General features: G+C 66.1%; 12 protein-coding genes. 7 read left to right on the top strand and 5 right to left on the bottom strand.

Annotation, left to right across the window (positions count from 1 at the left end; translation table 11 throughout):
• Positions 1-56: 56 nt before the first annotated feature.
• From acnA to BM43_RS08275, 5 genes are all read right to left on the bottom strand, one after another.
• A complete protein-coding gene (acnA, locus tag BM43_RS08295; protein ID WP_013690601.1) occupies positions 57-2,774 on the bottom strand; it encodes an aconitate hydratase AcnA in 2,718 nt (905 codons plus the stop codon).
• 55 nt (positions 2,775-2,829) lie between these two features.
• Positions 2,830-4,281 (bottom strand): bifunctional 2-methylcitrate dehydratase/aconitate hydratase, encoded by a 1,452-nt coding sequence (locus BM43_RS08290; RefSeq protein WP_036055906.1) that lies wholly within the window; start codon positions 4,279-4,281, stop codon positions 2,830-2,832.
• A 74-nt stretch (positions 4,282-4,355) separates the two neighbouring features.
• Positions 4,356-4,883 (bottom strand): hypothetical protein, encoded by a 528-nt coding sequence (locus BM43_RS08285; RefSeq protein WP_013690599.1) that lies wholly within the window; start codon positions 4,881-4,883, stop codon positions 4,356-4,358.
• Between the two features lie 223 nt (positions 4,884-5,106).
• On the bottom strand, positions 5,107-6,111 hold the full coding sequence (locus BM43_RS08280; RefSeq protein ID WP_036055907.1) for an HpcH/HpaI aldolase/citrate lyase family protein: 1,005 nt from the start codon (positions 6,109-6,111) through the stop codon (positions 5,107-5,109).
• A gap of 217 nt (positions 6,112-6,328) precedes the next feature.
• Positions 6,329-7,312: a malate dehydrogenase gene (locus tag BM43_RS08275; RefSeq protein ID WP_013690597.1), complete on the bottom strand. Its 984-nt coding sequence runs from the start codon at positions 7,310-7,312 to the stop codon at positions 6,329-6,331.
• Between the two features lie 301 nt (positions 7,313-7,613).
• Here BM43_RS08275 and BM43_RS08270 point away from each other — a divergent pair, with 301 nt between their 5' ends.
• The 7 genes from BM43_RS08270 (at position 7,614) to gltA (ending at position 13,544) form a co-directional block, all read left to right on the top strand.
• A complete protein-coding gene (locus BM43_RS08270) occupies positions 7,614-8,417 on the top strand; it encodes a GntR family transcriptional regulator (protein WP_025098911.1) in 804 nt (267 codons plus the stop codon).
• A 191-nt stretch (positions 8,418-8,608) separates the two neighbouring features.
• Positions 8,609-9,025, top strand: coding sequence for a succinate dehydrogenase, cytochrome b556 subunit (gene sdhC, locus BM43_RS08265; RefSeq protein ID WP_013690595.1), 417 nt, complete (start codon positions 8,609-8,611; stop codon positions 9,023-9,025).
• A 4-nt stretch (positions 9,026-9,029) separates the two neighbouring features.
• Entirely contained in the window at positions 9,030-9,398 is a 369-nt protein-coding gene (gene sdhD / locus BM43_RS08260; RefSeq protein WP_013690594.1) for a succinate dehydrogenase, hydrophobic membrane anchor protein, read from the top strand.
• A gap of 4 nt (positions 9,399-9,402) precedes the next feature.
• The gene (gene sdhA / locus BM43_RS08255) at positions 9,403-11,178 is read left to right on the top strand and encodes a succinate dehydrogenase flavoprotein subunit (protein ID WP_013690593.1); all 1,776 of its coding nucleotides are present in this window, start codon (positions 9,403-9,405) and stop codon (positions 11,176-11,178) included.
• Between the two features lie 22 nt (positions 11,179-11,200).
• Positions 11,201-11,902: a succinate dehydrogenase iron-sulfur subunit gene (locus BM43_RS08250; RefSeq protein ID WP_013690592.1), complete on the top strand. Its 702-nt coding sequence runs from the start codon at positions 11,201-11,203 to the stop codon at positions 11,900-11,902.
• An 11-nt stretch (positions 11,903-11,913) separates the two neighbouring features.
• Entirely contained in the window at positions 11,914-12,186 is a 273-nt protein-coding gene (locus tag BM43_RS08245) for an FAD assembly factor SdhE (RefSeq protein WP_013690591.1), read from the top strand.
• A 53-nt stretch (positions 12,187-12,239) separates the two neighbouring features.
• Complete coding sequence (gene gltA / locus BM43_RS08240; RefSeq protein ID WP_025098908.1) at positions 12,240-13,544, top strand: citrate synthase; 1,305 nt, start codon at positions 12,240-12,242, stop codon at positions 13,542-13,544.
• Positions 13,545-13,606: the final 62 nt, after the last annotated feature.

Here is a 13,606-nt window from a genome sequence, read left to right as displayed (position 1 = left end):
GGCTCGAATCGTCCGCGCATCGTCTCCGACGCGCGGCACCTGCAAAAACCGCGCGCTCAGGCAGCCAGCAGCGAGCGCAGCACGAAGGGCAGGATCCCGCCGTGCTTGTAGTAGTCCACCTCGATCGGCGTGTCCACGCGCAGCAGCACCGGCACGCGCTTGGTTTCGCCGTTCTTGTAGTGGATCACCAGGGTGACGTCCTGCTGCGGCTTGAAGTCGTCGCCGAGGTCTTCCACGTCGTAGGTTTCCTCGCCGGTGATGCCGAGCGACTGGACGCTGTCCGAGCCCTTGAACTGCAGGGGCAGCACGCCCATGCCGACCAGGTTGGAGCGGTGGATCCGCTCGAAGCTGCGCGCCACCACGGCCTTCACGCCGAGCAGCTGGGTGCCCTTGGCGGCCCAGTCGCGCGACGAACCCGTGCCGTATTCCTCGCCCGCGAAGATCACGGTCGGCACGCCGGCGTCGACGTACTTCATCGCCGCGTCGTAGATCGACAGTTGTTCGCCGCTCGGCTGGTGGATCGTCAGGCCGCCCTCGACGCGCGAGCCGTCGGCCTTGGCCGGGATCATCAGGTTCTTGATCCGCACGTTGGCGAAGGTGCCGCGCATCATCACGTCATGGTTGCCGCGACGCGAGCCGTAGCTGTTGAAGTCGGCCTTCTGCACGCCGTTCTCCTTCAGCCAGCGGCCGGCCGGCGAGTCTTCCTTGATCGAGCCTGCCGGGCTGATGTGGTCGGTGGTCACCGAGTCGCCGAACACGCCGAGCGCGCGCGCGCCCTTGACCGGCGCGATCGAGTCCGAAGGCTGCATCGGGAAGTCCTTGCCGAAGAACGGCGGCTCGGCGATGTAGGTCGACTTCGGCCAGTCGTAGACCTGGCCCGTCTCGCCCTCGATCTTGCTCCACAGGTCGCCCTTCTTGGTCAGCTTCGAATAATTCGACTCGAAGGCCTTCGGGTCGAGCGCGTACTTCAGTAGCGACTGGATTTCCTCGCTGGTCGGCCAGATGTCGCCGAGGTAGATGTCGCGGCCACCCTTGCCCTTGCCGACCGGTTCGGTCATCAGGTCGCGCGTGATGGTGCCGGCGATCGCGTAGGCCACCACCAGCGGCGGCGAGGCCAGGAAGTTGGCGCGGATGTTCGGGTGGATGCGCGCCTCGAAGTTGCGGTTGCCCGACAGCACGGCCGCGGCCACGATATCGTTCTTGACGATCGCTTCGTTCAGCTCGGGCGTCAGGTCGCCGGCGTTGCCGATGCAGGTCGTGCAGCCGTAGGCGGCCAGTTCGAAACCGAGCTTGCTCAGGTAGGGCAGCAGGCCCGTCTTGGTCAGGTACTCGGTGACGATGCGCGATCCCGGCGCCAGCGAGGTCTTGATGTGCGGCGCGACCGTCAGGCCCGCTTCCACCGCCTTCTTGGCCAGCAGGCCCGCGGCCAGCAGCACGCTCGGGTTCGAGGTGTTGGTGCAGGAGGTGATCGCGGCGATCAGGATGTCGCCGTTCTTCACGTTCACGCCGTTGCTGGTGGTGTACTGCGCGCTGAGGTCCTCGGCCTTCTTGTTGAAGCCGTTTTCGGCAACCGGCTTCGAGAACAGGTCGGCGAAGGTCGACTTGACGTGGGTGATCTCGATGCGGTCCTGCGGACGCTTCGGGCCGGCCAGCGAGGGCGCCACGCTCGACAGGTCGAGCGTGAGCGACTTGGTGTAGTCGATCTCGCCGGCCTTGGGCACGCCGAACAGCTTCTGGGCCTTGAAGTAGTTCTCGAAGGCGGCGATCTCGGCCTTGGTGCGGCCGGTGCCCTCGAAGTACTCGATGGTCTTCTCGTCGACCGGGAAGAAGCCCATGGTCGCGCCGTACTCGGGCGCCATGTTGCCGATCGTGGCGCGATCCGGCAGCGACAGCGAGGCGGTGCCTTCGCCGAAGAACTCGACGAACTTGCCCACCACCTTTTCCTTGCGCAGCATTTCCGTGATGGTCAGCACCAGATCGGTGGCCGTCACGCCTTCGCGCAGCTTGCCCTTGAGCTCGACGCCGACCACGTCCGGCGTGAGGAAGTACACCGGCTGGCCGAGCATGCCGGCTTCCGCCTCGATGCCGCCCACGCCCCAGCCCACCACGCCGATGCCGTTGATCATGGTGGTGTGGCTGTCGGTGCCGACCAGCGTGTCGGGGTAGTACACCGTGTCGGCGCCGTCGGCCTTCTTGTGCACGCCGCGCGCCAGGTACTCGAGGTTGACCTGGTGGACGATGCCGATGCCCGGGGGCACCACGCCGAAGGTGTCGAAGGCCTGCATGCCCCACTTCATGAACTGGTAGCGCTCGTTGTTGCGCTGGAATTCCAGCTTCATGTTCAGGTCGAGCGCGTTCTTCTGGCGGAAGTAGTCGATCTGCACCGAGTGATCGACCACCAGATCGACCGGGACCAGCGGTTCGATCTTCTTCGGGTCCTGGCCGGCGCGCTGCGCCACACCGCGCATGGCCGCGATGTCGGCGAGCAGCGGCACGCCCGTGAAATCCTGCAGCACCACGCGCGCGACCACGAACGGGATCTCGTCGACGCGCTTGGCATCGGGCTTCCAGTTCGCCAGTTGCTCGATGTGTTCCTCGGTGATCTTCTTGCCGTCGTAGTTGCGCAGCACCGATTCGAGCACCAGACGGATCGACACCGGCAGGCGTTCGATCTTGGTCTTCAGTTCCTTGCCGAGCTGGGGCAGCGAATAGAACTTGCCTTTTCCGGAACCGCTGTCGAATTCCTTGAGGGTTTTGTGGAGATTGTGGGCCATGGTGTTTTCCTGGTTTCCTGGGTTGAGGCGAGGAAAGATGTCCTGTATCTGACGGCTAGATCACATACAAGTCGACGTATTCATTGACCGGCATGGCGGCGAGCCTTGCCGGATCGAGCGACACGTCGAGAATCGCTTGTTGCTGCTTCGCCGGGAAACGCCGCGCCAGGTTGCCGCGGAATTTCTCGACGAGAAGGGGGATGCCCTCGGCGCGACGGCGGCGATGCCCGATCGGGTAGTCGACCACCACCTCGTCGAGCACCGTGCCGTCGTCGAATTCGACCGTCAGCGCGTTGGCGATCGCGCGCTTGTCCGGGTCGTGATAGTCCTTCGTGAATTGCGGATCCTCTACGCAGGCGATCTTCGCGCGCAGCGCGTCGATGCGCGGGTCGCGAGCGACGTCGTCCTCGTAGTCGGCGGCCGTCAGCCGTCCGAACAGGAGCGGCACCGCCACCATGTACTGGATGCAGTGGTCGCGGTCGGCCGGATTGGCCAGCGGCCCGCTCTTGTCGATGATGCGGATCGCGGCCTCGTGCGTGCGGATCGTGACGCGCCGGATCGATTCGGCGTCGCGCCCGGCGGCGAGGATCCGGCGATGCAGCGCGAGCGCGGCCTCGGCGGCCGTCTGCGCATGGAATTCGGCGGGGAACGCGATCTTGAACAGCACGTTCTCCATCACGTAGCTGCCGTAGGGACGCTGGAAGCGGAACGGCCTGCCCTCGAACAGCACGTCGTAGAAGCCCCAGGTCGGCGCGCTCAGCGCCGAGGGGTAGCCCATCTCGCCGGTGCGCGCGATCAGCGCCAGGCGCACCGCGCGCGAGGTGGCGTCGCCGGCCGCCCAGGACTTGCGGGAGCCCGTGTTGGGCGCGTGGCGGTAGGTGCGCAGCGCCTGGCCGTCGACGAAGGCCAGCGACAGCGCGTTGATCAGCTCGTCGCGGGTGAGGCCGAGCAGTTGCCCGACCACGGCGGTGGAGGCGACCTTGACCAGCAGCACGTGGTCGAGGCCGACGCGGTTGAAGGCGTTCTCGAGCGCCAGGCACCCCTGGATCTCGTGCGCCTTGACCATCGCCACCAGCACCGCGCGCATCGTCAGCGGCGGCTTGCCGGCGGCGATCGCGGTGCGCGAGAGCCAGTCGGCGGTGGCCAGGATCCCGCCGAGGTTGTCGGACGGGTGGCCCCATTCGGCGGCCAGCCAGGTGTCGTTGAAATCGAGCCAGCGGATCGCCGCGCCGATGTCGAAGGCGGCCTTGACCGGATCGAGCTGGAACGAGGTGCCCGGCACGCGCGCGCCGTTGGGCACCACGGTGCCGGGCACCAGCGGCCCGAGCAGCTTGGTGCAGGCCGGGTAGGACAGGGCCTCGAGCCCGCAACCGAGCGTATCGAGCAGGCAGTGGCGCGCCGTTTCCAGCGCGAGCTCACTGTCGATCTCGAAACCCAGCACGTAGTCGACGATCTCGACCAGTACCGGGTCCGGCGCGGGCCGGAGATTCGTTTGCGGGGCGGACATCAGGATTCCTGTCGTGGCTGGCCTGCTGTTTCGTTGCGGATCGGGTACCGCCGGGTGCTGCTTGCGGGTACGGCTTACTTCTGGACGTTCGGTGCCAGTTCGTTCGACTGGGTCGGCGCCGGCGTGCCGTTGGCGGCCATCTCGGCGGTCACGCATTCGTCGGCCAGGCGCGTGTCTTCCTTGTCGCTGAACAGCATGCCCTTGGTCGGGATCACCACCAGCTTCAGGCCGCTGGCCGGATCGTAGAACACGTCGGCGCCGGTCGTGGTGGCCTGGCGCGGCAGCTTGTAGTTCTTGTTGGCCCAGTGGACCGTGACGATCTGGTCGCGCTTCATGTCGCCGGCCAACTGGTAGGACAGGCCGTCCTTGCACGACCACTTGACCGCGCCGTCCGGTGCCGGATCGACCTTGGCCGCCGCGGCCGCCTGGGCGCGCTTGCTGCGCGGGATCAGGTGGCGCTTGGGCGCCGGACGCTTGGCCACGGCCTTCTTGGCGGGCGCCTTGGCGGTGGTGCCGGCGGTCTGTGCCGAGGCTTGCGGGGCGACGCTCAGGAGCGTGGCGGACAGGGTGCCGATGGCGGCGGCGATCAACAGTTTGTTCATGTGCTCAAGCCTTTTATGGATATCGGTTGACGAGGGAGGCGGCCGGCGCGCGACACGCGCCCCATGGTGCGCAGCGGCCGCTATTTTCTCCTAATTCGCGCGATGGTTTTAAGGGAATTCGAAGCTTCTGTCGTGATTTCGCGAAACAGTCGGCTCGCCGGCCGCACGCCGGGGCCGGCGAGGGCGCCCGGGCGCGAGCCGGCAAGCGAATCGCGGGCCCGGCTCATGCACGCGCCTCGTCGCGCGGCGGCAGCCAGGGCGCGACCTCGGCGGGCATCGCGCGGCCGGTGGCATGGGCGCGGCGCAGCACGCTCCAGTAATAGCGGTAGCTGGCGCGGTCGTGCAGCGTGTCGTGGTGGCGCGTCGGGCCCCAGTCGGCGGCCTGCGCGGCCAGCAGGATCTCGGCGGCCAGGGCGATCTCGTCCTCGCGCGGCGCGAAGGCCGCCACGATCACCGGGATCTGGGCCGGGTGGATGCTCCACTGGCGCGTGTAGCCGAACTCGTCGCGGGCGCGCCGGGCATTGCCGGCCACCACGCTCATGTCGCGGATCTCGGTGCTGACGTTGTGGGAGGGCGTCTTGCCGTGGGCATGGCAGGCGGCGGCGATCTCGAGCTTGGCGCGGCGCACCAGCGGGTGGTCGAACTGGCCGGGCGAGCGCATCGCACTGTCGGGGATCGCGCCGTGGTGGGCCGAGACGAAGTCCATCAGCCCGAAGCTGAGCGTGGAGACGGCCGGCAGCGCGGCGATCCGGGCCACCTGCTCGAGCGCGCCGTGCGTCTCGATCAGCACGTCGGCCAGGATCGGCCGGTCGATGCCGAGCTCGCGGCGGGTGCCTTCGATGAAGGCGCAGGCCTCGGCGACATTGGCCGCGCTGGTGACTTTCGGAAGCGTAATGTAAGCCGGCGCGCGGGCCGCGCGCAGCACGATGCGCACGTCGTCGCGCCAATGCGGGTGGCTGAAGTCGTGGATGCGCACGCCGGCGCGGCCGAAGCGGTTGGCCGCGTCGCCCAGCATGGCGGCCACCAGCTCGGCATGCTCGGCCTCGCGGCCGACCGCGGCGCCGTCCTCGCAGTCGAGCGTGAGGTCGAACACCGGGCCCAGCTCGGCCTGCAGCGCGAGCGACTTGCGCATCAGCTTTTCGCTGCCCGCGTAGTGATCGCAGCAGGGCAGGATCGCGGGCGGCGAGGCGCCGTCGTAGAGGACTTCGGCGGGGGAGAGCGCGGGCATCGTGGTTACGCGTGGGATCGCAAGCATCGAAAAGGCATCGGATTCGAGCGGGCTCTGCGGTGCCTGGGGCATCGGCCGGGGCCGGCCTGGCGGGCAAAGCGCGCGCGGATCGAATGCGAATCGGCCGGCGCCCGGGGGCCGAGCTCGCCGTGAGCTCGGCCGGGCGCCGGCCGGTGCGGGGCGGGCCACGCGCGAGGCGTGCCCGTCCCGGCGGGCATTACTTCAGCAGGTGGGCGACGCCGTCGCGCTCCTCGAGCAGCTCGGCCAGCGTGCCATCCATCTTCTCGCGCGAGAAGGCGTCGATTTCCAGGCCTTCGACGCGCTTGTACTCGCCGTTCTCGCAGGTCACCGGCACGCCGTAGATGATGTCCTCGGGGATGCCGTAGGAGCCGTCCGACGGGATGCCCATCGTGACCCACTTGCCGTTGGTGCCGAGCACCCAGTCACGCACGTGGTCGATCGCCGCGTTGGCCGCCGAAGCCGCCGACGACAGGCCGCGCGCCTCGATGATGGCCGCGCCGCGCTTGCCGACGGTCGGGATGAAGGTGTCGCGGTTCCAGACGTCGTCGTTGATCAGCTTGAGCAGCGATTCGCCTTCGGCGCTGGCGAAGCGGAAGTCGGGGTACATCGTCGGCGAGTGGTTGCCCCACACGGCCAGCTTCTCGATCGAGGCGACCGGCTTGCCCGCCTTGGCGGCCAGTTGCGACAGCGCGCGGTTGTGGTCCAGGCGCAGCATCGCCGTGAAGTTCTTCTTCGGCAGGTCCGGGGCCGACTTCATGGCGATGTAGGCGTTCGTGTTGGCCGGGTTGCCGACCACCAGCACCTTGACGTCGCGGCTGGCGACTTCGTTGAGCGCGGCGCCCTGCACCGTGAAGATCTCGGCGTTGGCCGACAGCAGGTCCTTGCGCTCCATGCCCTTCGAACGGGGGCGGGCACCGACCAGCAGCGCCACGTCGGCATCCTTGAAGGCGACCTTCGGATCGTCGGTGATCACGACGCCGGCGAGCAGCGGGAACGCGCAGTCGTCGAGCTCCATCACGACGCCCTTGACGGCGGCTTGGGCTTGCGGGAGGTCGAGCAGTTGCAGGATGACCGGCTGATCCTTGCCGAGCAGGTCGCCGTTCGCGATGCGGAACAGCAGCGAGTATGCGATTTGACCTGCGGCGCCGGTAACGGCAACGCGCTTTGCGGGCTTAGCCATGAGAAATCTCCAGGACGATGGGCGTGGGACGCGAGCAAAAGCGCCATTTTATGCGCGTTATGCGTCGCATTGCATTGAAGCGGTGCGCAGGAGGCGCGTCCGGCTCGGGCCGGCGCCGGGCGATCGGCCTGGAAGCCAGGCTGGGCGCGGGTCGAGCGCGTTCCGGGGGCGCTTCCTTGCTCGCCCCGGAGTGTAGGAGCGAGCTATGGCAAAGTCAAACGGTATCTTATGTCTTATATAAGACAGAGTATTGCTGGAAAAATGTGGACGAAAAACTTGGCTTTGTGTTGAAATGCGCGCCATGACATCCAACCAGGCGAACGCGTCGAATCCGAACGCCCCCGGCCAGGCCTCGGCCGGCGGCGAGCCGACGCCTGCGCAGGCCCCGTCGCCGACCTTCAGCCCCTTGTACCAGCAGATCAAGGCATTGATCACCCAGGGGCTGGAATCGGGCGAGTGGAAGCCCGGCGAGATCATACCAAGCGAAGTGGAGCTCGCGGCGCGCTACAAGGTGAGCCAGGGCACGGTACGCAAGGCGATCGACGAGCTGGCGGCCGACAACCTGCTGGTGCGCCGGCAGGGCAAGGGCACCTTCGTGGCGACCCATAGCGAGGAGCGCGCGCAGTTCCGCTTCCTGCGCCTGCTGGCCGAGGACGGCGTCGAGCACCCGCACGTGAGCCGCCTGCTGGAGTGCCGCCGCACCCGGGCGCCGGCTGAGATCGCACGGCAGCTGGACCTGAAGCCGGCCGATCCGGTGGTGCAGGTGCGCCGGCTGCTGGAGTTCGACGGCGTGGCCACCGTGCTCGACGAGATCTGGCTGCCGGGCGCGATGTTCCGCGGCCTGAGCTTCGAGCGCCTGTCCGAGTACAAGGGGCCGCTCTACGCGATGTTCGAGTCGGAGTTCGGCACGCGCATGATCCGCGCCACCGAGAAGGTGCGCGCGGTGGCGGCGGAGCCGGCGGTGGCCGAACTGTTGTCGGTGTCCGAAGGATTTCCTTTGCTGTCGGTCGAACGCGTGTCCTATACCTATGGAGACCGTCCGGTCGAGGTGCGCCGCGGTTGGTATGTCACAACCGGGTATTACTATCAGAACGATCTGAGCTGATCGAATGATGGCGGGCCGTCGAAGAACGGCCGCAAGGCAGTGGGGAACGGGCTCGCGCCCACATGCGAAGCACGTTTTGGGCCGCCTTTTGTTCGCTGCGGTGTAACTGTCCTGAGCAGGTTTTCGCTGCAGCGCGACATAAAAAGGCGCTAAAATCGCGGATTAGTGTGACTACATAGTAGGGGTCTAGCATGACTGAAGCAGTAAGAAAACCGAGGCCGGAGTATCGGAACATCGGCATCGGAGACATAACTCGCCATTACCGCCTGCCGATCGCGGGGCAACTCTCGATCTTCCACCGGATCAGCGGCGCGCTGCTGTTCCTGTCGCTTCCGTTCCTGCTGTTCCTCTTCGACAAGAGCCTGACGTCCGAAATCAGCTTCGACGTCTTCAAGGCCTTCCTCTCCAACATCATCGTCAAGCTGGTCGTCCTCGTGCTGGCCTGGGCGTTCCTCCATCATTTCTGCGCCGGCATCCGCCACCTGCTGATGGACGTCAACCATGACGCCGTCACCAAGGAAAGCGGCAAGCGCACGGCCATCGTCGTGTTCGTCGTGTCGCTGGCGCTGACGCTGGTGTTCGCGCTCAAACTGTTCGGAGCATTCTAAGAAAATGGCAGGCAACAACCGAATCGGCTCGAAGCGCCTCGTGGTCGGCGCTCACTACGGCCTGCGCGACTGGCTCGCGCAACGCATCACCGGCGTCATCATGGCGGTCTACACCGTGATCCTGCTCGCCTGGTTCTTCGCGGCGCGCGATTTCTCCTACGACGGCTGGGCATCGATCTTCGCCACGCAATGGATGAAGCTCGCGACCTTCGTCACGCTGCTGGCGCTGTTCTATCACGCCTGGGTCGGCATTCGCGATATCTGGATGGATTACGTGAAGCCGGTCGGCGTGCGGCTGCTGCTGCAATCGCTGACGATCGTCTGGCTGCTCGCGTGCGCGGGCTACGCCGCGCAGATTCTCTGGAGAGTGTAAAAGAATGGCTGCAATCAATACTTCCCTGCCGCGTCGCAAGTTCGACGTGGTCATCGTCGGCGCGGGCGGCTCGGGGATGCGCGCCTCGCTGCAACTCGCGCGCGCGGGCCTGTCGGTCTGCGTGCTGTCGAAGGTGTTCCCGACGCGTTCGCACACGGTCGCCGCGCAAGGCGGGATCGGTGCCTCGCTGGGCAACATGAGCGAAGACAACTGGCACTACCACTTCTACGACACGATCAAGGGCTCCGACTGGCTTGGCGACCAGGACGCGATCGAGTTCATGTGCCGCGAAGCGCCGAATGCCGTCTACGAGCTCGAGCACTTCGGCATGCCGTTCGACCGTAACGCCGACGGCACGATCTACCAGCGCCCGTTCGGCGGCCACACCGCGAACTACGGCGAGAAGCCGGTGCAGCGCGCCTGCGCGGCCGCCGACCGTACCGGCCATGCGCTGCTGCACACGCTGTACCAGCAGAACGTCGCGGCCAAGACGCAATTCTTCGTCGAATGGATGGCGCTCGACCTGATCCGCGACGCGGACGGCGACGTGCTCGGCGTGACCGCCCTGGAAATGGAAACGGGCGACGTCTACATCCTCGAAGGCAAGACCACGCTGTTCGCCACCGGCGGCGCCGGCCGGATCTTCGCGGCCTCCACCAACGCCTTCATCAACACCGGCGACGGCCTCGGCATGGCGGCCCGTTCGGGCATCGCGCTGCAGGACATGGAGTTCTGGCAGTTCCACCCGACCGGCGTGGCCGGCGCGGGCGTGCTGATCACCGAAGGCGTGCGCGGCGAGGGCGGCATCCTGCGCAACTCGGACGGCGAGCGCTTCATGGAGCGCTACGCACCGACCCTGAAGGACCTGGCGCCGCGCGACTTCGTCTCGCGCTCGATGGACCAGGAAATCAAGGAAGGCCGCGGCGTGGGCCCGAACAAGGACCACGTGCTGCTCGACCTGTCGCACATCGGCGCCGAGACGATCATGAAGCGTCTGCCGTCGATCCGCGAGATCGCGCTGAAGTTCGCGAACGTCGACTGCATCAAGGAACCGATCCCGGTCGTGCCGACCATCCATTACCAGATGGGCGGCATCCCGACCAACATCCACGGCCAGGTGGTCGGTACCTCGAAGGGCCACGAAGACCCGATCAACGGCTTCTACGCCGTCGGCGAGTGCTCCTGCGTGTCGGTGCACGGCGCGAACCGCCTGGGCACCAACTCGCTGCTCGACCTGGTGGTGTTCGGCCGCGCGGCCGGCAACCACATCGTCGAACACGTCAAGAAGCAGCGCGAGCACAAGCCGCTGCCGAAGGACGCGGCCGATTTCGCGCTCTCGCGCCTGGCCAAGCTCGACAGCTCGAGCTCGGGCGAATACGCGCAGAGCGTCGCCAACGAGATCCGCGGCTCGATGCAGAAGCATGCCGGCGTGTTCCGTACCTCGGCGCTGCTGGCCGAAGGCGTGGAAGACATCAAGAAGGTGGCCGAGCGTGCCCAGCACATCCACCTGAAGGACAAGTCGAAGGTGTTCAACACCGCGCGCGTCGAAGCGCTCGAAGTGGCGAACCTCGTCGAAGTGGCGCGTGCCACGATGGTGTCGGCCGAGGCCCGCAAGGAAAGCCGCGGCGCGCATGCGCAGGACGACTTCCCGCATCGCGACGACGAAAACTGGATGCGTCATACGCTGTGGTTCAGCGAAGGCGACCGCCTCGACTACAAGCCGGTGCACATGCAGCCGCTGACGGTCGAATCCGTCCCGCCCAAGGCACGTACGTTCTAAGCCGAATCCGGAGAATCTGACCATGGCAAAACGCATTTTCGAACTCTATCGTTACGATCCGGACAAGGACGCGGCGCCGCGCATGCAGACGTACGAACTCGAGCTCACGCATGAACGCATGCTGCTCGACGCGCTCGTCAAGCTCAAGGAAGTCGACGAAACCCTGTCGTTCCGTCGCTCCTGCCGCGAAGGCGTGTGCGGCTCGGACGCGATGAACATCAACGGCAAGAACGGCCTGGCGTGCCTCACGAACCTGAACGAGTTGCCGCAGAAGATCGTGCTGCGCCCGCTGCCGGGCCTGCCGGTGGTGCGCGACCTGATCGTCGACATGACGCACTTCTTCAACCAGTACCACTCGATCAAGCCGTTCCTGATCAACGACACGCCGCCGCCCGAGAAGGAGCGCCTGCAGTCGCCGGAAGAGCGCGAAGAGCTCGACGGCGTCTACGAGTGCATCCTGTGCGCCAGCTGCTCGACCTCGTGCCCGAGCTTCTGGTGGAACCCGGACAAGTTCGTCGGCCCGGCCGGCCTGCTGCAGGCCTACCGCTTCATCGCCGACAGCCGCGACGAAGCCACCGCCGAACGCCTCGACAATCTCGAGGATCCGTACCGTCTGTTCCGTTGCCATACGATCATGAACTGCGTCGACGTCTGCCCGAAGGGCCTGAACCCGACCAAGGCGATCGGCAAGATCAAGGAATTGATGGTTCGCCGCGCGGTCTGAGCTGATTCGACATGACTGAACAGTCGCACCAGTCCGACCCGCACCGCCGCGCGCGCCTTCGCTGGCGCGCGCGGCGCGGTCTGCTGGAGAACGATCTCATCATCGAGCGTTTCTTCAGCCGATACGAGCATGACCTCACCGATACCGACGTGGGTGCGTTGACCCGCCTGCTCGAACTATCCGACAACGACCTGATGGACTTGCTGCTCGCGCGCAAGGAACCGGAAGGCGACCTTGCCGGCCCGGATGTTTCCCGGCTGCTGGAGATGCTGCGCAGCGTGTGAGAGCGCCGCGCCCGTTATCGAATCCCGTTTCCATTTTCGATTGAGGATGTGCCATGACCCCGTCTGATGTTAAAGCCACGCTATCGTTCAGCGACAATTCGCCGAGCGTCGAACTGCCGATCTACAAGGGCACGATGGGCCCGGACGTGATCGACATCCGCAAGCTGTACGGCCAGACCGGCAAGTTCACCTACGACCCGGGCTTCATGTCCACGGCGTCGTGCAATTCGGCCATCACGTACATTGACGGGGACAAGGGCGAGCTGCTGTACCGCGGTTACCCGATCGACAATCTCGCGCAGAACGCCGACTTCCTCGAGACCTGCTACCTGCTGCTCAAGGGCGAGCTGCCGAACGTTGCGCAGAAGAAGGAATTCGTCGAGACCGTCACGAAGCACACGATGGTCCACGAGCAGATGCACTTCTTCTTCCGCGGCTTCCGTCGCGACGCGCACCCGATGGCGATCCTGGTGGCCGCGGTGGGCGCGCTGTCGGCGTTCTACCACGACTCGCTCGACATCAACGATCCGCGTCACCGCGAAGTCTCGGCGATCCGCATGATCGCCAAGCTGCCGACGCTGGTCGCGATGGCCTACAAGTACAGCATCGGCCAGCCCTTCGTCTATCCGAAGAACGAACTCTCGTACAGCGCGAACTTCATGCACATGATGTTCTCGAACCCGTGCGAGGAGTACAAGGTCAACGACGTGCTGGTTCGCGCGCTCGACCGCATCCTGATCCTGCACGCCGACCACGAGCAGAACGCCTCGACCTCGACGGTCCGCCTGGCGGGTTCCTCGGGCGCCAACCCGTTCGCGTGTATCGCGGCCGGTATCGCCTGTCTGTGGGGCCCGGCGCACGGCGGCGCGAACGAAGCCGCGCTGAACATGCTCGAGCAGATCGGCTCGCCCGACAACATCCCCGAGTTCATCAAGCAGGTGAAGGACAAGAACTCGGGCGTGAAGCTGATGGGCTTCGGCCACCGCGTCTACAAGAACTACGACCCGCGCGCCAAGCTGATGCGCGAGACCTGCTACGAAGTGCTGAACGAACTGGGCCTGCACGACGACCCGCTGTTCAAGCTCGCCATGCAGCTCGAGAAGATCGCGCTGGAAGACGAATACTTCGTGTCGCGCAAGCTGTACCCGAACGTCGACTTCTACTCGGGCATCGTCCAGCGCGCGCTGGGCATCCCGACCTCGATGTTCACCTGCATCTTCGCGATGGCGCGTACCGTCGGCTGGATCGGCCAGTGGAACGAAATGATCGGCGATCCGGAGCAGAAGATCGGCCGTCCGCGTCAGCTCTTCATCGGCTCCACGCCGCGTGAAGCGACCGCGATCGACAAGCGTGCCTGAGCGGCGCCTGTCGGCAGCCTAGCCTGACGACCCGAAACACCCCGGCGGCCTCGGCCCCGGGG

The sequence above is a fragment of the Burkholderia gladioli genome (assembly GCF_000959725.1).
GTDB classification, from domain to species: Bacteria; Pseudomonadota; Gammaproteobacteria; order Burkholderiales; family Burkholderiaceae; genus Burkholderia; species Burkholderia gladioli.
The sequence above is the reverse complement of the archived record's forward strand: the minus strand, read 5'-3'. Positions and strand labels throughout refer to the sequence as shown.

What these genes read in the sequence shown, in the direction of transcription:
- acnA (WP_013690601.1), bottom strand. Translation starts at nt 2,774, where the DNA reads ATGGCCCACAATCTCCACAAAACCCTCAAGGAATTCGACAGCGGTTCC.
- BM43_RS08290 (WP_036055906.1), bottom strand. Translation starts at nt 4,281, where the DNA reads ATGTCCGCCCCGCAAACGAATCTCCGGCCCGCGCCGGACCCGGTACTG.
- BM43_RS08285 (WP_013690599.1), bottom strand. Translation starts at nt 4,883, where the DNA reads ATGAACAAACTGTTGATCGCCGCCGCCATCGGCACCCTGTCCGCCACG.
- BM43_RS08280 (WP_036055907.1), bottom strand. Translation starts at nt 6,111, where the DNA reads ATGCCCGCGCTCTCCCCCGCCGAAGTCCTCTACGACGGCGCCTCGCCG.
- BM43_RS08275 (WP_013690597.1), bottom strand. Translation starts at nt 7,312, where the DNA reads ATGGCTAAGCCCGCAAAGCGCGTTGCCGTTACCGGCGCCGCAGGTCAA.
- BM43_RS08270 (WP_025098911.1), top strand. Translation starts at nt 7,614, where the DNA reads ATGACATCCAACCAGGCGAACGCGTCGAATCCGAACGCCCCCGGCCAG.
- sdhC (WP_013690595.1), top strand. Translation starts at nt 8,609, where the DNA reads ATGACTGAAGCAGTAAGAAAACCGAGGCCGGAGTATCGGAACATCGGC.
- sdhD (WP_013690594.1), top strand. Translation starts at nt 9,030, where the DNA reads ATGGCAGGCAACAACCGAATCGGCTCGAAGCGCCTCGTGGTCGGCGCT.
- sdhA (WP_013690593.1), top strand. Translation starts at nt 9,403, where the DNA reads ATGGCTGCAATCAATACTTCCCTGCCGCGTCGCAAGTTCGACGTGGTC.
- BM43_RS08250 (WP_013690592.1), top strand. Translation starts at nt 11,201, where the DNA reads ATGGCAAAACGCATTTTCGAACTCTATCGTTACGATCCGGACAAGGAC.
- BM43_RS08245 (WP_013690591.1), top strand. Translation starts at nt 11,914, where the DNA reads ATGACTGAACAGTCGCACCAGTCCGACCCGCACCGCCGCGCGCGCCTT.
- gltA (WP_025098908.1), top strand. Translation starts at nt 12,240, where the DNA reads ATGACCCCGTCTGATGTTAAAGCCACGCTATCGTTCAGCGACAATTCG.